Source organism: Bradyrhizobium sp. SZCCHNS30572, assembly GCF_032484415.1.
Taxonomy (GTDB): Bacteria; Pseudomonadota; Alphaproteobacteria; order Rhizobiales; family Xanthobacteraceae; genus Bradyrhizobium.
Genome location: NZ_JAUESY010000002.1, coordinates 102948 through 123861, shown reverse-complemented (window position 1 = coordinate 123861; position 20914 = coordinate 102948). Strand labels below are relative to the sequence as shown.

The window sequence follows — 20914 nt, the reverse complement described above, 5'->3', positions numbered from 1 at the left end:
CGGTCGCGTCAGCCTGGAGGCCGCTGAGACCCCGCCAGACGCTTGGCGATCCAGTCGAAGACGAAGGCATCGGCCTCGAGCCAATCGGCGCCCGCGCTGGAGACGATCTTCAGAGTGATGTCCGGGTGCTCGCGCTTGATCTGCGCGATCAGCCGGGTTGCGATGTCGGCCCGCAGCCAGCCACGCTCCGGCACCGTCACCAGCAGCGGACACATGATCTGCCGCGCCGCCAGCCCATCGCTGGCGATCGACAGCCTGCCCCGCTCGCCCGCACCGGGTCGGCGTGACAGGAAGACGCGCTCGTGAATATCCCACAAGCCGGCGTCGCAGACCGCTGCAGCATAGCGCGGATCGAGTGCGATGCCGCGCGCGACGAAGGACGAGCTCCAGTCATCCGCCAGGATCGCGATCCGGCCTTCGTCCACGTCGTCACGGGACGTCGCGTAGTCCATCACGCTTGCGATGGCTGATTCGAGATCGCGACGGCCGACGATCTCCTCGAAGCGGCAGTCCGGTCCGCTGCCCAGCAGATCGACCACCAGCAGCGCCAAGCCGCGCTGCTCCGCATGGGCTGCAAGCTTGAACAGGGAGGTTTCCTTGCGACGTCCGGGCTCACCGATGCAGATGACGGTGGGCGCCCTGCCTGCCTCGCAACGCGCCGGCAGGAAATAGGCTTCGAGCGGATAGTCGGCGCGCCAGTGAATTGTGACGACCTCTCCTTGCGGATCGGCACCGCGCAGGAATTCGCGCGCGCATTCGCGCATGCGGGACAGCACGACGGCCTGGCGGGAGCGTGAGCTGCTGAACGGACAGGCCGCAGCCTCATAACAATCGATCGCGCGCGACCATTTGCGAAACGCCAGCTCGGGACGGCCGCTGCTCACGGCGTCGGCGGCGGCAGCCTTCATCGCATCCGCGCATTGCATCCACTCGCGATACCAGGACTCGTCGTCGCTGGCCTCGATCCGCTGCGCAACCGCCAGACATTCCGCAAGCTCGGCCCGGCCCTCGGGCCGCGCTTCCAGCAGCCGCGTGATGGCGCCCGCCAGATCGTCTTGGTCGGACCACGGACGCAGCACTCCCACAGAGCCTTCCGAACTCATCTTTGGACTCATTCCTCACTGGCGTGACGGTGTGGCCCCGTCATCTGGCGGTCATGGTGACCATCCGGCATTTCCCGGTCAAGCCGATGCGCAACGATTTTTGGAGAGACGATCGATGTTTGCGCTGACGGCACGGCCTGCGGAGATCACGCCGAGGCTCTGCAATCGAGACGCAACGTCAGATGCTGGGCGGCGAGGAGATCCCGACATGAAGAAGCCTCCGGCGGGGCATCGCCAGAGGCTTCCTGGGGTCTAACATCGTATGATCGTCGTCTTACGTCGGTGGTGAATGATTACTCAGGCATGACAAAATTAGCTTATCAACTCATCTGTTTTCAACACCATTTTTAAAAAAATACCAGCACGCAGCCAAACTACTGAAACGAATGCGATTTTCGAGCCACAGGCAATCGGATCTCTTGCTCAATTGCCTCGATCCGCCGATTTGCATCGATCGCTGCTTGAGCGAACCAGACCCGATGCCGCGCCGGAATGAGCGCCCGCACACAAGCAAAAACCCCCGGCAGTTTCCTGCCGGGGGCTCTTGAACCCGATCAGACGATCAGGATCAGAAGTTGCGCTGAGCGCGGAGCAGCAAGGACACCGAGTTCTGGTCCTTGAGCTGATAGACCGCAGCCGGCTTGGAGGTCGTGGTCGTGGCCGGAGAAACGATGTTGCCCGAGTACTTCTGGTCCAGGTTGGTCCAGGCCACGTCGGCCGAGAAGGTCAGGTTCTTGACCGGGGTCCAACGGGTGATCAAGCCGAGCGAGGAGATGTTGAAGTCGGGGTTGCAGGTGAAGCCTGCGCCCGCGATCGCACCCATCGCCGCGCTGCCGCAGATCAGGCCCTTGGCAGTGTTGTTGTAGCTCACGGCAGCCCACGAACCGTAGATCGCCGAGTTCCAGGTCGGGCTCCAGTTGTGGGTGTAGGCGCCACGGAAGCCGTAGGTCGTGGTCAGCTGCTGCTCACCGCCGGTCACGAAGACCGAATCGCTGACGCCAGCGAAGCCGAGCGTGCCGTAAACACCAGCCGTGCTGCTGCCGCCGTACATCGCGTAGGTGGTCGGCACCAGGCTCTGAGCGTTGTAGCGGCTCGCACCGTTGGTGTAGACGCCCTGGATGTTGATGGTGTCGCCGGGGCCGGTCGGGATGTTCTTGATCGACAAGGCCAGCTGAGCAGCCCAGCCCCACTTGTCAGCCGGGTGACCGGTGAGCTCGGTGGCGCCGTAGTAGCCGGTGTGGTTGTCATGCGCCGCGAACGACGCCTGGAACAGACCCCAAGCCTGGTCGACACGAACCATGCCGACGATGTCCGGAGAAACGTTGCCACCGAAGTTGTTGGTGCCATACGAGCCGCCGATGATGCCGGCCGCGGTGATGCCCGACACGTTCCACATGTTGGTGGTGTAGTACTGGGTCGCGTCCTGCGCCGAGATCGCCGCAGTGATGCCCGAGCCGAAGTCGGCGGTGTAGGTGAACTGGTTGACACCGGTCACGGTGCCGCCGCCGCCCCACAGGCCGTCGAAGTTGTTGCCCGGGTAGTTGGTCCAGGGCGCGTCGAACTGCGACACGGCCTTACCCATCGTGAAGCCAGCGAACTGGATGAAGGCGTAGTACACGCCGATGCCGCCCTGGGCGATGTTGCCGTCGGCCTGAGCGCCAGGAGCGCCAGCCGTCGAGTAGGCGGTCGCGCCGGTCGCGGAGCCCGAGCCAGCGTAGGTGCCGCTGGTCCAGGTGAACGTCAGGTCAGCAAAGGTGCGGACCACGCCGTACTCGGTCGCGGTGCGCGTGTCGATGTTGAGGTCCTGACGAGCGCGGCTGTAGTAGTAGTTGCTGTTACGGTTCATGCCGCCGGCAACGCCGTTGACGGCGTTGTTGTACTGGCCGTTGCTGGCGAACGACGTTTCGGCACGCAGGTAGCCGCCCAGCTTGATGCAGGTGTCGGTGCCGGGGATGTAGTAGAAGCCGGCGCCGTAAAGCGAGCAGACCTTCACATATTCGACCGCCTTGGCCTTGATCGGAAGGTCAGCTGCCTGAGCCCCAGACATGGCGACGAGAGCGGCCGCCGAGCCCAGGACAAGGCTCTTGATCGTGTTCATAATGTTAAACCTCCAAGTTGCTCAGTCAGGGAAGGTTCCGCCTCCGCTGGGTGAGAGACACCCTTGGGGTTGGACCCGTTATCCCTCTTCGACCCGTCGCTCAGCCGCTTCGCGCTATCGGACACACCCGCATGAACGCGAGGGACTTGAGCGAACGACCTAAACGGGACGACGTTGGGATGCCCCCCTTCGTCGTGCGAGCAGAATTACCGAAGGCCTTTGCACACGCAACAAAGGAACCATCATTGCGGCGCTCGAGCGGCGCCTTTTCGGACCGGTGTTGCACAAAAGGCACGGAACCGTGGTTCTGCGGGAACACCTAAGTGGCTGTTTATGTTGTCGTTTTGTGACAACGCAATTTGGGGTGCTTAAGGCCGCGAGCACTCGCCCGCCAGGAACCCGCCCCAAGTCAGGCGTCTGGGCCACGAATCCAGCCCACGCGCTGAACGAGAATCGGGCTGGAGGACGATGCCGTCTGCGCCCCCTGCCACCGGCCGCCTTTGCAGACGACCCTCTATATTAGGGGGCCTCCGTGTCAGGGACCATCGAGAGGGCCGGCGCCGCCCGTCGACTTCCACGCCGTGCCGCCGCCGATCAACGGCAGGCTCAGCTCGCATCGATGGCCGAAGGTGAAGAGCACCGTCCGCACCGGTCCAGCGAAGCCGCGGCCTTGTGAGGATTTCGAAACCGCATGCAATCTGCCGCTTGCGGCTCAGCGCGGCGTCGGGCATACCGACCCTCGCCGGAGACGTGGCCGAGTGGCTGAAGGCGGCGGTTTGCTAAACCGTTATAGGGTTGTAAAGCCCTATCGAGGGTTCGAATCCCTCCGTCTCCGCCAGCCGCCCGTGGGCGCGGCCAACAGCCCCTCCCCCTGATCATCCGCCTCAACGCCGAGCCGTTCACGCACCTGCCGGATCGCAACGGACCGTGGCCGTCGCGATCACGGTTGCCGCTCAATCACGCGCGGTTCAATCGAACAAGCCACGGCTGATGTTGATCACGAAGGCGGCGGGCACGCCGATGATGGTGCCGACGAACCCATAGCCGAGCGCAGCCCACCATGACGCTGCGCCTCCTGCTCCCATCACGGCACCATAGATGGCGCCGAGACCCGCACAGAGGGCGGTCACCACGACGAGGCGGCGGTCATTATGGGCCTCGACCCGCAGACGCTTCAACTCGCGCCGGCTCTGCACCGCAGGCCCGGCCGGCTCGGTCGATCCACAATGCGGGCACGCCACTGCGCTGAAGGAGACACCGCTGCCGCAGTCATGGCAGTCGATCAGCTCTTGCCGCCGCGCCTGTCGCCGTGCCTGGCCCATGCCGTCAATCCCGCTTGTCTGCGTCACACCGAACGACAGATAGGAGATTTATCGGCGCGCGACGAGGCCCGCTTCCGACGAGAATGAACGATCGGGCGCGGGTCACCCAGCGCCCCGGTTCGCGGCCGGCAACTCTGGCGCGTGCGGCATACCTCGCGCCGAAAGCGAGAGCCGCCAAGCCGCGGCTGAGCTCGCTCAGTGCGCGGTCATCCAGGCGCGCGCCTCGCGCTGCGCGGTCGCGATCTCGGCATCCGACATCTGCTCGGCGACCTCGCGGCGCATTGCCACGGCGTCGACGCGCCCCCTGAGGGCAGCGAGATTGAACCATTTGTGCGCAGCGATCAGATCGACCATACCGTCGCGACCGCTCGCAGCGCGACGAGGCCCGCTTCCGACGAGAATGAGCGATCGGGCGCGGGTGGCCACCCCAGCACCCCGGTTCGCGGCCGGCAACTCTGGCGCGTGCGGCATACCTCGCGCCGAAAGCGAGAGCCGCCAAGCCGCGGCTGAGCTCGCTCAGTGCGCGGTCATCCAGGCGCGCGCCTCGCGCTGCGCGGTCGCGATCTCGGCATCCGACATCTGCTCGGCGACCTCGCGGCGCATTGCCACGGCGTCGACGCGCCCCCTGAGGGCGGCGAGATTGAACCATTTGTGCGCAGCGATCAGATCGACCATACCGTCGCGACCGCTCGCAACGCGACGAGGCCCGCTTCCGACGAGAATGAGCGATCGGGCGCGGGTCACCCAGCGCCCGGTTCGCGGCCGGCAACTCTGGCGCGTGCGGCATACCTCGCGCCGAAAGCGAGAGCCGCCAAGCCGCGGCTGAGCTCGCTCAGTGCGCGGTCATCCAGGCGCGCGCCTCGCGCTGCGCGGTCGCGATCTCGGCATCCGACATCTGCTCGGCGACCTCGCGGCGCATTGCCACGGCGTCGACGCGCCCCCTGAGGGCGGCGAGATTGAACCATTTGTGCGCGGCGATCAGATCGACCATGCCGTCGCGACCGCTCGCATAGAGCATGCCGAGCTCGAACAGCACATCGCCGCTGGCGCCCTGCTCCGCGGTGGTCACGTCATCAAAATTGAGTTGTCCCTGAAACATCGTCGCTCTCCTTCGCTCGAGGAGGCGGCCGGTCACCCGAGCACGCCCCCGTCCAACTGTTCAACGCCTGGTTATCCCCATGCCGTCTCGCGGCTTATGCGCGAAGGATGACCGATCAAGTTTGAAAGGCAGTTTAAACATCGTGCTGAACGAGCCCTGAACGCGGAGCCCCGCATTTTCCCGGGCCGGCTTCAATGCATTGATTCGAAATGGATTCTTCAACTCGGCAAAGAGCGGTTTACCGTTCTGTTTGGCAAACTCATAACCATCCGCGAAAGCGCCTCACCGCGCTGGCGCGGAGCGCACCACGCCGTTGGTCAACAGCCGCACCGGGACTGGACACGTCTCGACAGCACGTGCGGGGGATTGCGCAGCGCGGTACGAGCACGGCTGCGCCGAGCTGCCGATGATGATGCCGTTCGTCTATGGGAAGGTTGGAGGCACACAGTCGCCAAAGGCGCAGTGCTCAAGGATCGAGGGCGTCGGCGAACACGTCAGGATCAGATCCCACTCTGGCTGATAGCCGCTCGTGAGATTGCAGACCGGAAACGCGATCTGCACCGAACGAAGAAATCCTGTTTCTTCTGCCGGACCGTACCGCGAGCGAAGCCGCTCTCGAGTTCGATCCGACCGTTGACCTGATGTCTCGCCGACACCCTCTATCGTCTGTTGGAGCTTCAGGAGATCCGCCCGGCTCTCGAGGAGCTATGCCGACCTGCGTTCCAACGACGTGCCGGCATCAGTTGCCGGACTCATCTCGCAGAGGACTGCGAGAGTTACTTCTTCTTGGCGACCTTCTTGGTCTTCTTGGCAGTCTTCTTCGCCGCGGTCTTCGCGACCTTCTTCACTGCCTTCTTCGCCTTCTTCGCTTTCTTGGCCATGTTGCCCTCCGATGTGAGATGGCTTAGTCGATGCGTGCACTCGGGAATCGAGCTGCACTCCTCATCGATACACCAACGAGTGAAAAAAAACAGCTTCCGGCTTAAGGAAGTGTTGACAGGCGCGCGCGTGTGCGGCTGACGAAACGCGCGAAGCAGCGCGTCGATCGATCGAGAAAATACAAACGTCTCCCTGCGCAAGGCCGCGATCGCAACTAATCGAGATTGCGCAAAAAGCCTGTGCTGCAAGTATTTTTCTGAACGGCTGAACGGCACGGCGCACGCGACGACGCCGGCGTGTCGGCGTGCAGACTCGCATGGTGAGAGCAACGCGCGGACTCTGAGTCGTAAATTTTGGCAATGAAAAAATTTTCATTGCACACGCCCTCGTGTGCGTTCGAACGCTCGGCAATGGTGGCTTTTTTGCGAATCGCGTGCGGCGATTCGCCGGACCGCGACGCCAAGACAAACGGCGCGCACCATGTGCGCGCCGCTGGAACGAAGACGGGCGATCGTCGTTCAGATGCCGAGCTTGCTCTTCAGGAGATCGTTGACCGCCTGCGGGTTGGCCTTGCCGCCCGACGACTTCATCACCTGACCGACGAACCAGCCGGCGAGCTGCGGCTTGGCCTTCGCCTGCGCGACCTTGTCCGGATTGGCGGCGATGATCTCGTCGACCACCTTCTCGATGGCACCAAGGTCGGTGACCTGCTTCATGCCGCGGCTCTCGACCAGCTCGCGGGGGTCGCCGCCCTCGCTCCAGACGATCTCGAACAGATCCTTGGCGATCTTGCCGGAGATGGTGCCTTCGCCGATCAGCGCGACGATCGCCGCGAGCTGGGAAGCCGACACCGGCGAGGACGCGATGTCGCGGCCCTCCTTGTTGAGCCGGCCGAACAGCTCGTTGATCACCCAGTTGGCGGCGAGCTTGCCATCGCGTGCCCGCTCGGACAGCGCCTCCAGGACGGCCTCGTAGAACGCAGCGCTCTCGCGCTCGGCCACCAGCACGGAGGCGTCATAGGGCGACAGGCCGAAATCCGCGATGAAGCGCGCCTTCTTCTGGTCCGGCAGCTCCGGCAGCGCAGCCTTCAGCTCGTCGACGAAGGCCTGGCTGAATTCGAGCGGCAGCAGGTCCGGATCCGGGAAGTAACGGTAATCGTGCGCCTCCTCCTTGGAGCGCATCGAGCGCGTCTCGCCCTTGTCGGGATCGAAGCGGCGGGTTTCCTGCTCGATCACGCCGCCGTCCTCGATGATCTCGATCTGGCGCCGCGCCTCGGCCTCGACCGCCTGGCCGATGAAATTGATCGAGTTGATGTTCTTGATCTCGCAGCGGGTGCCGAGCGGGCCGCCCGGCTTGCGCACGGAGACGTTGACGTCGGCGCGCAGGCTTCCCTTCTCCATGTCGCCGTCGCAGGTGCCGAGATAGCGCATGATCGAGCGCAGCTTGGTCACATAGGCCTTGGCCTGCTCGGCGTCGCGGATATCAGGCTTGGAGACGATCTCCATCAGCGCCACGCCGCAGCGGTTGAAGTCGATATAGGACAGCGAGGGCGACTGGTCGTGCAGCATCTTCCCGGGATCCTGCTCGATGTGCAGGCGCTCGATGCCGATCGTGGCGGTCTTGCCGCCGTCGAGCTCGACCGTGACCTCGCCCTCGCCCACGATCGGGTCCTTGTACTGGCTGATCTGGTAGCCCTGCGGCAGGTCGGGATAGAAATAGTTCTTGCGGTCGAACACCGAGCGCAGGTTGATCTTGGCGTTCAGACCAAGCCCGGTGCGCACGGCCTGGCGCACGCACTCCTCGTTGATGACCGGCAGCATGCCCGGCATCGCCACGTCGACCAGCGAGACGTGGCTGTTGGGATCGCCGCCGAACGCGGTCGAGGCGCCCGAGAACAGCTTCGACTTCGAGGTGACCTGGGCGTGGATCTCCATGCCGATCACGACCTCCCAGTCGCCGGTGGCGCCCTTCATCAGCTTGCCGCTGGTTGCCGTCATGGCCCTCAACTCCCCATCAGCGCGGAGACGATCCGCTCAAATTCGATATCCAATGCATCCTTGGCGACGGGCTGCCCGGCCTGCCGATACCAGTAGGCGGCATTGCCGAGATCGCCTTCGACGCGATGCAGATGCGCGTGCACCCAGGCCGCGTCGCGGCCGGTCTCGTCCTGGATGATCTTGTGCGCCCGGTCCCAGTCGCCCTTCGCCAGCCACCACAAGCCGGTGAGCACCGGCGTCAGGCCGGCCGCGGGCGCGTCGCCCGCGAGACTCGTCTTGAACTCGGCGACGCTTACCACCACCGGACCGGCGTGAAGCGTCCCGCCGCCTGCTCGATGACCTCGCCGAGCGAGAACAGCGTCTCCTCGTCGAACGGACGGCCGATAAGTTGCAGCCCGAGCGGCAGCCCCTGTCCGTCCTTGCCGGCCGGCACCGCGATGCCCGGCAGGCCCGCCATGTTCACCGTCACCGTGAAGATGTCGTTGAGATACATCTCGACCGGGTCAGCGCCGCCCTTCTCGCCGATGCCGAACGCGGCCGACGGCGTCGCCGGCGTCAGGATCGCGTTCACGCCCCTCGCAAAGCAGTCCTCGAAGTCCTTCTTGATGAGGGTGCGGACCTTCTGCGCCCGGATGTAATAGGCGTCGTAATAGCCGGCCGACAGCACATAGGTGCCGATCATGACGCGGCGGCGCACCTCGGCACCAAACCCTTCCGCGCGGGTGTTCTCGTAGAGCTCGCCAATGGACTTACCGGGCACGCGCAGGCCGTAGCGGACGCCGTCGTAGCGGGCGAGGTTGGAGGACGCCTCCGCCGGCGCCACGATGTAATAGGCCGGCAGAGCGTATTTGGTGTGCGGCAGCGACACCTCGACGGTTTCTGCGCCGGCGGCTTCCAGCCACTTGCGACCCTCACTCCAGAGCTTCTCGATTTCGGCCGGCATGCCGTCGAGCCGATACTCCTTGGGAATGCCGATCTTCATGCCCTTCACGGACTTCCCGATCGCAGCCTCGTAGTCCGGCACGGGGATGTCGACCGAGGTCGTGTCCTTCGGGTCGTGGCCGGCCATCGAGCGCAGCAGGATGGCCGCATCGCGGGTCGAGCGCGCGATCGGCCCGGCCTGGTCGAGCGAGGAAGCGAAGGCGACGATGCCCCAGCGCGAGCAGCGGCCATAGGTCGGCTTGATGCCGACGGTGGCGGTGAACGCGGCCGGCTGGCGGATCGAGCCGCCGGTATCGGTTGCGGTCGCGCCCATGCAGAGCAGCGCGGCCACCGCCGACGCCGAGCCGCCGGACGAGCCGCCCGGCACCAGCGTGGTGTTGGAGCCCTCGCGGCGCCAGGGGTTGCCGACCGGGCCGAAGTACGAGGTCTCGTTCGACGAGCCCATCGCGAACTCGTCATTGTTGAGCTTGCCGAGCATCACCGCGCCATCGCGCCAGAGCTGCGAGGTCACTGTCGACTCGTAGGTCGGCACGAAATTACCGAGGATCTTCGAACAGGCCGTGGTGCGGACGTCCTTGGTCGCGAACAGGTCCTTGATCCCGAGCGGAATGCCGGCCAGCGGCCCACCCTCGCCTCTATTGATCTTGGCGTCGGCGTCGCGCGCCATCGCGCGCGCCTGGTCCGGCGTCTCCATCACGAAGGCATTGAGCGCCCGCGCCTCCTCGATCGCCTTGAGATGGGCGTCGGTGAGTTCCAGCGACGTGAAGGTCTTGCTCGCGAGACCCTTGCGGGCCTCGGCGAGCGTCAGGGACGTCAAATCGGTCATTTGTTGATCGGGCTGCAGAAGAAAGGGGAAAGCGTCTTGTCGTCGGCCGCGTCGTCCGCGAAGAACTTGTTCTTCGCAGGGGAGGCTTTCTTGGTATTGGCGGCCGCTTCGAGCTGGTCGAGGATCTCGTTGACGGTCTTGTCCGGATCGGCGGCCTTGCCCTGCCGCTCCATGGCGTCGAGATAGTCCATATAGGCCTTGTAGGCCGCTTCATCGTCGCAGAGCAGGCACATGGCGTTGGCTCGCTTGTCGGTTTGAAGGAGCGGATCACGCGCGATAAGCGCGGACCTGCCCTGGCTATTCCACGACCTTCGGCACGAGAAAGAAGTTGTTCTCGGTCATGGGCGCGTTCTTGACGATGTCGTCGGCGATCTCGCCGTCAGTGACGACGTCCTGGCGCTTCTTCATCGCCATCGGTGTCACCGAGGTCATCGGCTCGACGCCCTCGACATTGACCTCCGACAGTTGCTCGACGAAGTTAAGCATCGCATTGAGCTCGCCCTGCAGATGCGGGACCTCGGCGTCAGTGACAGCGATCCGCGCCAATTGCGCGATCCGGCGGACGGTGGCGGCATCGACCGACATTATATAGGGCCTCACGGGACAAGGTGAACCCGCCCTATAGCAGAGCCCGCTTTCGCGCCGCAACCGGCAGCCTCCGGACTTTCTGGGGCAGCGCCCTGCCCGCAGCGTCAGCCCGCCATCCGCCGCAAGCGCGCCTGGGCCTGTTCGGCCAGTGTCCGCGTCAATTCGGCGGCCGGTAGCGCGCGCCCGAGCGGCAGCGCCTGCCCGGCCCAGAGATTGGTGAAATCGACCCTTCCCTGCTTCTCCGCGGCGGCCTTGAGCGGACCGAGCGCGGTGGCGGCATGCGGAAACGCCGGCGCATCCGGCGAGATCGGCCCGACCTCGCGCATCACCCGGTTGGCGACGCCGCGGGCGAGCCGGCCGGTCATCACGTTGGTGATGACGGTGGATTCGTCATCGGCCGCGGCAAGCGCGGCGCGGGCCATCGCGCTGACCTTGGACTCGGGGCAGCGCAGAAACGCGCTGCCGATCTGCACGCCGCTGGCGCCGAGCGCGAACGCCGCGGCGATGCCGCGCGCATCGGCGATGCCGCCGGCGGCGATGACAGGCAGCTTCACCGCATCCACGATCTGCGGCACCAGCGCGAACGTACCGACCTGCTCGGCAAGCTTGTCGGTCAGGAACATGCCGCGATGACCGCCCGCCTCCGCACCTTGCGCGATGATGACGTCGACGCCGTTCCGCTCCAGCCACACCGCCTCCCGCACCACGGTCGCGGACGCCATCACGACCGCGCCTGTCGCCTTCACGCGCGCCAACAGCGACGGCTCAGGCAGGCCGAAATGGAAGCTGATGACCTCCGGCCCCAGTTCCTCGACGACGGCGCACATCGCGGCATCGAACGGAGCGCGGTTCGCGGCCGTCACCGGAGCCGCCGGATCCACGCCATACTCCTGGTAATAGGCGCCGAGCCTCTGCTTCCATGCGGCCTCACGTGCCGCATCGGCCTCGACCGGCGTGTGGCAGAAGAAGTTCACGTTGATCGGCGCCGACACGCGCTGGCGGATGATGTTGACCTGCTCACGCGCCTTGTCCGCGGAGAGCATGGCGCAGGGCAGCGAGCCGAGCCCCCCGCCTTGCGCCACCGCGATGACGAGATCGGCATCCATCACGCCGGCCATCGGCGCGAGCACGATCGGGTGCTCGGTCTTGACGAGATCCAGGAAGCGGCGGTCGGGCCACATGGGCTGCTCCTATTGCTTGGCGAAGACGGCGGACGAGTTGCGCCGCCCTTGCAGGATCTGCGCGGCCTCATCGACGATGCGCGCGACGATCTCGGCGGCCGGCGGGATATCATGGATCAGGCCGACGGCCTCGCCGGCAATGACGGCGGCGATGTCGAAATTGCCTTCGGTCCGTGCCTTCACATAGTCCGCCGACACGTTCTCGACCTGCTGCAGCAGCTCCACCTCGCGCCGCTTCCAGCGGCGCGCATGGTCGTTGACCAGGCAGCGTCCGGTAAACGGCGCCGGCCAGACATTGTTGCGGGACAGGTCGAAGATGATGCCGCGCACGGTATCGCCGGCTTTCGCCGCGCAGATGCGCCGCTTGGCCTCGTCGGCACCGTTCGCCTCACGGCTGGCATAGAAGCGCGTGCCGAGCAGCACGCCATCCGCCCCCAGCATCAGCATCGCAGCAAGGCCGCGGCCATCGGCAAGGCCGCCGGCCGCCGCCACCGGCACTCGCCCCGCGGCGAGGTCGACGATCGCCGGCACGATATCGAGCGTGGTCCGCGACGCGCCATGGCCGCCCGCCTCGGTTCCTTGTGCAACCAGGATGTCGGCACCCGCCGCGATCGCCTGCTCTGCCATCGCCTCGTCCTGTACCTGGCAGATCAGCAACGCACCGGCCCGCTTGATTGCCGGCGCGAACCGCGCGGGATCGCCGAATGACAGCATGATCGCCGCGGGCCTCGCGGCGAGCGCCACGTCGAGCAGATCGGGCTGCTTCGCCAGCGACCAGGTGATGAAGCCGATGCCGAACGGCGCATGCAGGCCTTCAAGCCTTGCGGTCTCTTGCGCGAGCCAGGTTCGGTTGCCATAGCCGCCACCGAGAATACCGAATCCCCCGGCGTCGCTGACCGCGCGCACGAGGCGCGCATCGGCAATCAGATCCATCGGCGCCAGCAGGATCGGCTGGCTGATGCCGAGCTTCTCCGTCAACGCCGTCCGCAGTGCCATGAAAGTCTCCTCAACTCTGGACGGCGACTTTAGGCGCGGCTAGCATTCTCTCAAAATGAATACTTGAGAACTCTGCCATCGCAGATTCAAAACGGAGATCGGCGTGGAACTGAGCGACCTCGAAACCTTTGCAGCCGTGGCGCGCAGCGGCGGCATCACCCGCGCTGCTGAGGCCCTCAACACGGTGCAGTCCAACGTGACCCAGCGGATCAAGGCGCTGGAAGGCGAGATCGGCACCGCACTGTTCGAGCGGCACAGCCGCGGCATGACCCTGACCCATGCCGGGCTGCGACTTCTGCCTTACGCCGACCGGATGGCGGCGCTGTCGCGCGAAGCGCTGCTCGCCGCGCGCGATGACGGCGAGCCGAGAGGACCGCTGACGATCGGCTCGATGGAGACGACCGCCGCCGTGCGCCTGCCGACGCTGCTCGCGGATTTTCATCGGCGCTTCCCGGCTGTCGCCCTCGGTCTGCGCACGGCGCCAACCGCCGAGCTGGTGGCCGCCGTACTCGACGGGACGCTCGAGGGCGCTTTCGTGGCCGGCCCGATCGAACATCCCGAGCTCTCGGGTATCATCGCCTTCGAGGAAGAGCTGGTGCTGGTGACGGCCCGGCGCTTTGAAAGCCTGTCAGCCTTGCGTGCGGCCACGGCTGCCTCCGGCCCGACGGCGCTGGTGTTCAGGGCCGGCTGCACCTACCGGCAGCGGCTGGAGCAGGTCTTCAACGATTTCGGCTGGCCCGCGGCCGCGCGCATCGAGCTCGGTACGCTCGACGGCATGATCGGCTGCGTCGCCGCTGGCATGGGCGTCGCGCTGCTGCCACGCGCTGTGGTGACGCGAAACGAGATGATCGGCAGCGTCAGCCTGCACACGCTCGATCCAAGTCATGGACGCGTCGAAACCCTGTTCATCCACCGCCGCGCGGCGCATCGCAGCAGCGGCCTCTCGGCCTTCATGGCCGGACTCGCCGGCCGGGACCACGACATCGCAGCCTGACGCGATTCATTCAAAGATTGTGCTGAGCATCGCCAGCGAACGGCGCATTCCATTGCGCGAAATGACGTTTTCGCGCAGGGAAAAACAGCCATTTCGACCGATGCGACTTTCGGGCGCTGTGCAGCGCACGCGCGCGAAATAGCTTTGTCTGGCCATCCTCTACTACGTTAGGATGCAGCGCTGGCCAGCGCGAAACAGAACAAACGTCAACATGTCGGAGGAAATGCGATGCGCAACGCGTTCGTGTTGTGCTGCTCGATTGCCATGATGGGTGCGATCGGGACGGCGAATGCCCAGGACAAGACCCCGGATTGGACGAAATCGAAATGGGGCCCACAGGACGAGATCGGCGCGGCCAACTACATCACGCCGGAGCTCGTGGTCAAAGCCGCCTCGCTGGTGAAGACCGGCAAGACCTACCCGCTCGGCATGATCGTCGATTCCAAGACGCCGGCCTATCCGCCGCGTTCGTTCAAGATCACCGTGGTGCAGCCGGGCCAGGCCGGAATTCCCGGCCTCGGCCCGAACAAGGCGACCTACAATGACGACATCGTCGAAGGCTGGGTCGGCGTCGGCAGCCAGATCGACGGGCTCGGCCATCTCGGCATCGAGCACGTCTATTACAACGGCAACAAGCTGCTCGACTTCGCCGATCCGACCGGCCTGAAGAAGCTCGGCATCGAGAAGGTGCCGCCATTGGTGGCGCGCGGCGTGCTGCTCGACATGGCGGCTTATTACAACACCGACGTGGTCAAGGAAGGCACCGCGTTCAACGTCAAGGAGATCGAGGAAGCTGCCAAGAAGCAGGGCGTCGAGATCCGCCAGGGCGACATCGTGATCTTCCACACCGGCTGGCTTGGTTTGATCGGCAAGGACGATAAGCGTTACGGCGCCGGCGAGCCCGGTCTCGGCGTCGAGGGCGCCAAATACCTGACCTCGAAGGGCGTGGTCGCGGTCGGGGCCGACAACTGGGCGGTGGAGGCGATCCCGTTCGAGTCGCCGAACCTGTTCGAGGTGCACCAGATCCTGCTCGCCATGAACGGGACCTACATCCTGGAGAACATGAACACGGCCGACCTCGCCAAGGACAAGGGCTACGAGTTCCTGTTCGTGCTGGGTCAGCCGCGCTGGCGCGGCGGCGTCCAGGGCATGATCAACCCGATCGCGATCCGTTAAGCTCCGCCGATCTCCTCGTGAGGGCATCCCGGGAGCGCCGCGTCCTCACGAGGAGTCTGGAATCGTCCTGCGAAAGCAAGCCTTGGACAAGGAGTCCGCCGCAGGCGCGCCTGGAGCGAGCCGGCCGACACAGACCTGGGATCGGTCGGTCAGTCGACCAAGCCGCCCCTATCGGACGTTAATGGAGGTAGGCGAGCAACAAGGCACTCGCCATGTCTCGCGCACGCGGGGCGAGCGCCGCGTCCGACAATTCGCCCGCAGTCCAGAAGGACAACACGCCGCGGAAACTGAAGGCGAGTTGCTCTGGAAGGCAGCACAGCGCTTGTTCTCGCCGGCTGGCCGTCAGTCCCTCTCCCTTTCCCAAGGCCAGTGCCCAGAAGGCAGTCGATCGGGAAAGCGTCTGACCGGGCGAAGCCTGGGCGGCACCCAGCCATCCCATCACGGTCCGGTTCACGTCTGGATTCTCCAACATCACCGCCACCGCCGTATCAATAGCCAATAGCACGCGTGTCTTCGCATCTCTCGATGGTGGCGCGGCGGTGTACCGCGTCTCCATGGTGTTGATCCGACGTATGGAGAGAGCCTGCATGATCGCCGCCTTGTTGCCAAACTGATTGAACGGCGTCGCGAAGCTGACCCCCGCCTCAGCGGCAAGGTCTCGCATCGAGAAATCGGCCCTGCCCTGACGGAGAAGCCGCTCTGCCGCATCGAGGACGTGCCGACGAAGCGGCTCGCCTCTCATGCCAATGGATGAATGTTCGGTCTTGCGAGGTACCATGCAATATCTATATCATGATATAGATAACCTTGTCATGCGGAGTTGTACGATGGCGGCTGCCGAATCGAAGATTTTCCTCGTCACTGGCGTCAGTTCGGGCTTGGGCCGAGCGTTCGCAAAGGGCGCGCTGGCCGCCGGCCATCGGGTGATCGGGACCGTGCGAAGGGTCGGGGATGCCGAGGCTTTTGCCGCGCTTGCAGCGGGCAAGGCTCATCCTCTCGTGATCGATGTTACCGATTTCGATGCAATCCCGGCTGCTGTGGCAGAGGCCGAGAAGCAGATTGGCGCGATCGACGTCCTGGTGAACAATGCCGGCTACGGTCACGAGGGCACGCTGGAGGAGTCCTCGCTCGACGATCTGCAGCGGCAGTTCGCCGCCAACGTGTTCGGCCCTGTCGCGATGATGAAGGCCGTGTTGCCGGGGATGCGCGCGAGGCGGCGCGGCCATATCGTCAACGTGACCTCCATGGGCGGCTTCATCACCATGCCCGGGATCAGCTTCTATTGCGGCAGCAAGTTCGCGCTGGAGGGCATCTCGGAGTCGCTCGGCAAGGAAGTGGCCCCCTTCGGCATCCGCGTCATTGCACTTGCGCCCGGTCAGTTTCGTACCGATTGGGCAGGACGGTCCATGGATCGCACGCCGCGCAGCATCTCGGACTACGACGCCGTCATGGATCCGATTCGCGCCGCCCGATTGGCCAAGAGCGGAAACCAACCCGGCGATCCCGCGAAGGCCGCACAGGCATTGCTTGCCCTCGTGGAAGCCGAAAAACCGCCTGTGCGGCTGTTCCTCGGTGAGGACGCGCTGGCCCTGGTCGAGCAGAAGATCGAGGGCATGAAAGCCGAAGTGAGTGCCTGGAACAAGCTCTCGCGCTCCACCAGCTTCGCTTGATGATCCAAAGCCGGCGCATCCGGGAAAGACTGCAACGCTCGACATCTGGGCCGGTCGACTCGCGTGCGTGAGCTTCATCGGGGCGGCGAAGCGATGCACGTCCTCACCTGCTGGCCCGCCACGCACCTGCGTGTTAAGCGCATTGCCATGCCCGCCCCCATCCTCCCCCTCATCGAAGCCGCTGGCCGCTGGCCCGAGCGCGGCGCGCTCGTCGGCCTCGATCTCGGCACCAAGACCATCGGCGTCGCCGTGTCCGATCCGGACCGGCGGCTCGCCACCGGCGTCGAGACGATCCAGCGCAAGGCCTTCAAGGCCGACGCGGCGCGACTGCTGGCGATTTGCACCGAGCGCAAGGTGGTCGGCTTGGTGCTGGGCCTACCCATCAACATGGATGGCAGCGAGGGGCCGCGGGCGCAGTCGACCCGGGCGTTCGCGCGCAATCTCGCCGGCCTCACCGACCTGCCGATCGGCCTGTGGGACGAGCGGCTGTCGACGGCGGCGGTCGAGCGCGAGCTGATCGGCATGGATGTCAGCCGCGCCAGGCGCGCCGAGGTGATCGACACGCATGCGGCGATCTTCATCCTGCAGGGAGCGCTCGATCGGCTTGCGACGTTGCGCCAGTCCGGTCGCTAGCCCATGAGCCCCGTCGCCGCGGCGCTCGCGCCGGTATTCCTGCTGATCGTGGTCGGCTTCGGCCTGCGGCGCAGCCTGATCCGGCTGGATACGCAATGGCACGGGCTCGAGCGGCTGACTTATTATGTGCTGTTTCCGGCGCTGCTGATGCAGAGCCTGGTGAAGGCCGATCTCGGCAAGGTGCCGGTCGCCGGCATCGGCGGCGCCTTGTTCCTGGCGATGCTGGCGATGTCGGCGCTGTGCCTCGCGCTGCGGCCGCTGCTCACCCGCTCCGGCATCGATGGTCCGGCCTTCACCTCGATCTTCCAAGGGGCAACCCGCTGGCAGACCTACGTCGCGCTCAGCGTCGCCGGCAGCCTGTTCGGCGCGTCCGGGCTTGCGGCGGCGTCGGTGGCGATGATCGCGATCATCCCAATGGTCAACGTGTTCAGCGTCGCCGTGCTCGCCCACTACGCCTCGCCGACCCGCCGCTCGATCCGTGAGATCCTTGCCACCATCGTGCGCAATCCGCTGATCTGGGCCTGCATCGCCGGGCTCGCACTGAACGTGGCGCATATGCCGCTGCCAAAGCTCTGGCACGATGCCGCCGATGCGCTCGGACAGGCCTCGCTGCCGATCGGCCTGCTGGTGACCGGCGCCGGCCTGCACTTCGAAGGCTTGCGCCGCGCTGGCCCGGCCGCTGCGCTCGGCGTCGTGCTCAAGCTGGTCTTGATGCCCCTTCTCGCGATCGGGCTCGCCGGATGGTTCGGCGTCACCGGCCCGAGCCTCGTCGTCGTCGCGATCTGCGCGGCGGTGCCGACCTCGCCGAGCGCCTATGTGCTGGCCAAGCAGATGGGCGGCGACGCGCCGCTGCTGGCGCAGATCATCTCGCTGCAAACGGTGCTGGCGGCGCTGACCATGCCGCTCGCGATCGCCTGGGCGAGCTGAACGCGTCCGTTCAGGAAGAACCGCTGGCCAGCCACATGGTCTGCACCGTGGCGGCGAGGTTGTTGAGGCCGTGCAGCACCATGGTCAGATAGGTGGAGTGGGTACGAGAGCGCAGATAGCCGAACCACACGCCGAGGGAAAACACGTTGATCAGGGCGAACCAGTCGTACTGCAGATGCAGCACGGTCCACAGCAAGGACGACAGCACGATGGCGCCGGGCACGCGCAGGAAGGAGTCCGACCAGCCGCGGTAGAGAAAGCCACGCGCCATCAACTCTTCCGACACCGGTGCGGCGACGCAGAAGGCGATGACCATCAGCCAGACCACGCCGTCGCCTCTGGCGGTCTTCATGATGTCCACCATGAAGCTCGCCGACTTCTCTTCGCGTCCCGTCAGCTGCGCCGCCAGCTCCCAGCAGCCCAGGATCACGACCATCCCGACAACGCCAAAGGCGAAATTCTTCCAGCCGGTCCAGCGCAGGCCCAGATAGTCGACGAACGACATGCGGGTGTGGCGGACGGCAAAATAGATCGGGATCAAAATGGCCGGAACGCCCATGATCGCCGACAGCGAGACCGTGAGCGACCGGCTCGCAATCTGGATCATGGCCAACTGAAACGCGGCCATGCTGTCGATTGGACCCTCATGGCGCAGCAGGAAATAGACGATCGGAGTCAGCTGGCCGATGAAGAACACGACGATGATGAGGAGGCCCCACAGCAAGGTGCGCCAGAAGCCGAGCGTGCGCGGCTGATGCTGCGCCGGAGCGACCTGCTGCGGCGGGTTGCCCGGATCGAGCGAATCCATCACGGCGGCTTCGGGAGTGTCGGTCAAGGCAGCGCGCGCTCCAGCAAGCTACGGATGTCTGAGCGATCGAGATCGACCGCGCCATACATGCTCGGGTGAACATTGGCGAGCCGCGTGGCGGCGAACAGCTCCGCATGAGCGGGCATAACGAGGTTGAGCGCGGCGGCGGCTGCGAGCAGCGCCAACTTCTCGACTGCGAGGCGCGCGACGCGCTCGGAATCCGGCCGGCGGAAGCTGGTCTCGATGAAGGCGAGCGACTCCGCCGCGCCGGGCAACCCGCTGGTCTCTGCTTTCAGATGCATCAGGACGTGCGCGGCCGCCTCCGCCTCGCGCGCCAGCGCCCGCAGCACGTCCAGGCACATGACGTTGCCCGAGCCTTCCCAGATCGCATTGACCGGCGACTCCCGGAAATGGCGGGCGAGGATGCCGTCCTCGACATAGCCGTTGCCGCCCAGGCATTCCATCGCCTCATACAGGAACGGCGGCGCGCTCTTGCAGACCCAGTATTTGATCGCCGGTGTCAGCAGCCGCACGTAGTTCGCCTCCCGCGGCGACAGAGGCGCGCGATCGAACGCCTGACACAGCCGCATCACCAGCGCCACCGTCGCCTCGACATGGAGAGCCATGTCGGCGAGCACCGCCTGCATCAGCGGCTGGTCGGCGAGATGCTTCTGGAACACGCTGCGATGGCGCGCATGATGCAGCGCGTGCGCGAGCCCCGAGCGCATCAGGCCAGCAGACGAGATCGCGCAATCCTGCCGCGTCAGTTGCACCATCTGGATGATGGTGCTGATGCCCCTGCCCTCGTCGCCGACCCGCTCGGCATAGGCGCCGACGAACTCCACCTCCGACGAGGCATTGGAGCGGTTGCCGAGCTTGTCCTTCAAGCGCTGGAACTGGATCGCGTTCACCGAGCCATCCGGCTTGAAGCGCGGCATGAAGAAGCAGGTCAGGCCGGCATCGGCCTGCGCCAGCACCAGGAAGGCGTCGCACATCGGCGCCGACATGAACCATTTATGCCCCGTGATGCGATAGCCATCGGTGGTACGCTCAGCGCGCGTCAGGTTGGCGCGCACGTCGGTCCCGCCCTGCTTCTCGGTCATCCCCATGCCGAGTGTCATGCCGCGCTTTTGCCACCACGGCGCAAACGCCGGATCGTAGTCATCGGTCGCGATGACCGGCATCGCTCTTGCCAGCAGATCAGGCTGGGCGGCCAGCGCCGCCACCGAGGCCCGCGTCATGGTGATCGGGCAGAGATGGCCGCTCTCGACCTGCGAGGCGATATAGAACTTCGCGGCGCGCACCACCTCCGAGCAGCCGCCGACGGGCTGGCCTTCTGCCGTCCATGTCGAATTGTGCAGGCCGGCTGCGGCCGAGCGCGTCATCATCGCATGGTAGGCCGGATGAAATTCGACGACGTCTCGCCGAAAGCCCTTGGCGTCGAAGCTGCGCAGCTTCGGCGTGTTCTCGTTGGCGAGCCGGCCCTGCTCGGCCATCGCAGCCGAGCCCCATAGCTTGCCGAAAGCTGTCAGCTCCTGCTCGGCCCCGGCACCATCATTGGCCTTCAAGGCATCCATCAAGGGCCGGTCGGCCGTGAACAGGTTGACGTCCTCGAACGGCGGCGACTGGTTGAAGACCTCATGGGTCGCGAAGGAAGACTGCGTCATGGCCGTGC

At 65.4% G+C, this 20914-nt stretch carries 20 protein-coding genes, 1 tRNA gene and 1 pseudogene; 6 read left to right on the top strand and 16 right to left on the bottom strand.

Annotated elements, in window-relative coordinates; all coding sequences use genetic code 11:
- Positions 1-8: 8 nt before the first annotated feature.
- Together QX048_RS05525 and QX048_RS05520 are read right to left on the bottom strand one after the other, a co-directional pair.
- Positions 9-1103 carry a hypothetical protein gene (locus QX048_RS05525; protein WP_315827233.1) on the bottom strand — a complete coding sequence of 365 codons (1095 nt, stop codon included), beginning with the start codon at positions 1101-1103 and terminating at the stop codon, positions 9-11.
- 568 nt (positions 1104-1671) lie between these two features.
- Positions 1672-3201 (bottom strand): porin, encoded by a 1530-nt coding sequence (locus QX048_RS05520; RefSeq protein ID WP_315711375.1) that lies wholly within the window; start codon positions 3199-3201, stop codon positions 1672-1674.
- A 744-nt stretch (positions 3202-3945) separates the two neighbouring features.
- Between QX048_RS05520 and QX048_RS05515 the strand changes: the two genes are divergently transcribed.
- Positions 3946-4039: transfer RNA gene (locus QX048_RS05515), tRNA-Ser, on the top strand.
- A 130-nt stretch (positions 4040-4169) separates the two neighbouring features.
- Here QX048_RS05515 and QX048_RS05510 read toward each other — a convergent pair.
- From QX048_RS05510 to QX048_RS05460, 11 genes and pseudogenes are all read right to left on the bottom strand, one after another.
- Positions 4170-4523 (bottom strand): hypothetical protein, encoded by a 354-nt coding sequence (locus QX048_RS05510; protein ID WP_315752952.1) that lies wholly within the window; start codon positions 4521-4523, stop codon positions 4170-4172.
- A gap of 195 nt (positions 4524-4718) precedes the next feature.
- On the bottom strand, positions 4719-4994 hold the full coding sequence (locus QX048_RS05505; protein ID WP_316159555.1) for a hypothetical protein: 276 nt from the start codon (positions 4992-4994) through the stop codon (positions 4719-4721).
- Between the two features lie 45 nt (positions 4995-5039).
- Positions 5040-5198, bottom strand: coding sequence for a hypothetical protein (locus QX048_RS05500; RefSeq protein ID WP_316159567.1), 159 nt, complete (start codon positions 5196-5198; stop codon positions 5040-5042).
- 157 nt (positions 5199-5355) lie between these two features.
- Positions 5356-5622, bottom strand: a complete 267-nt coding sequence (locus QX048_RS05495) for a hypothetical protein (RefSeq protein ID WP_315711373.1) — start codon at positions 5620-5622, stop codon at positions 5356-5358.
- Positions 5623-7019: 1397 nt separating this feature from the next.
- Complete coding sequence (gatB, locus tag QX048_RS05490; protein ID WP_315827234.1) at positions 7020-8498, bottom strand: Asp-tRNA(Asn)/Glu-tRNA(Gln) amidotransferase subunit GatB; 1479 nt, start codon at positions 8496-8498, stop codon at positions 7020-7022.
- 5 nt (positions 8499-8503) lie between these two features.
- A complete protein-coding gene (locus QX048_RS05485) occupies positions 8504-8800 on the bottom strand; it encodes a hypothetical protein (protein WP_316194871.1) in 297 nt (98 codons plus the stop codon).
- Positions 8791-10266, bottom strand: a complete 1476-nt coding sequence (gene gatA, locus QX048_RS05480) for an Asp-tRNA(Asn)/Glu-tRNA(Gln) amidotransferase subunit GatA (protein ID WP_316194870.1) — start codon at positions 10264-10266, stop codon at positions 8791-8793. The genes QX048_RS05485 and gatA overlap by 10 nt, the downstream gene beginning before the upstream one ends.
- Positions 10263-10499, bottom strand: a complete 237-nt coding sequence (locus QX048_RS05475; protein ID WP_315711368.1) for a hypothetical protein — start codon at positions 10497-10499, stop codon at positions 10263-10265. The genes gatA and QX048_RS05475 overlap by 4 nt, the downstream gene beginning before the upstream one ends.
- Positions 10500-10563: 64 nt before the next feature.
- Positions 10564-10851 carry an Asp-tRNA(Asn)/Glu-tRNA(Gln) amidotransferase subunit GatC gene (gatC, locus tag QX048_RS05470; RefSeq protein WP_315711367.1) on the bottom strand — a complete coding sequence of 96 codons (288 nt, stop codon included), beginning with the start codon at positions 10849-10851 and terminating at the stop codon, positions 10564-10566.
- Positions 10852-10958: 107 nt separating this feature from the next.
- Positions 10959-12035 carry a nitronate monooxygenase family protein gene (locus tag QX048_RS05465; protein ID WP_316171407.1) on the bottom strand — a complete coding sequence of 359 codons (1077 nt, stop codon included), beginning with the start codon at positions 12033-12035 and terminating at the stop codon, positions 10959-10961.
- A 9-nt stretch (positions 12036-12044) separates the two neighbouring features.
- Positions 12045-13040 (bottom strand): annotated as a pseudogene (locus QX048_RS05460) (NAD(P)H-dependent flavin oxidoreductase); the annotation flags it as partial.
- Between the two features lie 94 nt (positions 13041-13134).
- Between QX048_RS05460 and QX048_RS05455 the strand changes: the two are divergent.
- The gene (locus QX048_RS05455; RefSeq protein ID WP_315827239.1) at positions 13135-14025 is read left to right on the top strand and encodes a LysR family transcriptional regulator; all 891 of its coding nucleotides are present in this window, start codon (positions 13135-13137) and stop codon (positions 14023-14025) included.
- A 228-nt stretch (positions 14026-14253) separates the two neighbouring features.
- Entirely contained in the window at positions 14254-15201 is a 948-nt protein-coding gene (locus tag QX048_RS05450) for a cyclase family protein (RefSeq protein ID WP_315711362.1), read from the top strand.
- Positions 15202-15379: 178 nt separating this feature from the next.
- Here the strand turns inward: QX048_RS05450 and QX048_RS05445 are convergent, their stop codons facing one another.
- Positions 15380-15979: a helix-turn-helix domain-containing protein gene (locus QX048_RS05445; RefSeq protein WP_316200381.1), complete on the bottom strand. Its 600-nt coding sequence runs from the start codon at positions 15977-15979 to the stop codon at positions 15380-15382.
- 49 nt (positions 15980-16028) lie between these two features.
- Between QX048_RS05445 and QX048_RS05440 the strand changes: the two genes are divergently transcribed.
- The 3 genes from QX048_RS05440 to QX048_RS05430 all read left to right on the top strand — a co-directional run bounded on the left by QX048_RS05440 (position 16029) and on the right by QX048_RS05430 (position 18431).
- Positions 16029-16871, top strand: a complete 843-nt coding sequence (locus tag QX048_RS05440) for an oxidoreductase (protein WP_315711360.1) — start codon at positions 16029-16031, stop codon at positions 16869-16871.
- 147 nt (positions 16872-17018) lie between these two features.
- Positions 17019-17504, top strand: coding sequence for a Holliday junction resolvase RuvX (gene ruvX, locus QX048_RS05435; protein ID WP_315711358.1), 486 nt, complete (start codon positions 17019-17021; stop codon positions 17502-17504).
- 3 nt (positions 17505-17507) lie between these two features.
- On the top strand, positions 17508-18431 hold the full coding sequence (locus tag QX048_RS05430) for an AEC family transporter (RefSeq protein WP_315827243.1): 924 nt from the start codon (positions 17508-17510) through the stop codon (positions 18429-18431).
- A gap of 10 nt (positions 18432-18441) precedes the next feature.
- Here the strand turns inward: QX048_RS05430 and QX048_RS05425 are convergent, their stop codons facing one another.
- The gene (locus QX048_RS05425; protein WP_315827244.1) at positions 18442-19266 is read right to left on the bottom strand and encodes a CPBP family intramembrane glutamic endopeptidase; all 825 of its coding nucleotides are present in this window, start codon (positions 19264-19266) and stop codon (positions 18442-18444) included.
- Positions 19263-20906, bottom strand: a complete 1644-nt coding sequence (locus tag QX048_RS05420; RefSeq protein WP_315827245.1) for an acyl-CoA dehydrogenase family protein — start codon at positions 20904-20906, stop codon at positions 19263-19265. Before QX048_RS05420 ends, QX048_RS05425 begins: the two co-directional genes overlap by 4 nt.
- Between the last annotated feature and the right edge of the window lie 8 nt (positions 20907-20914).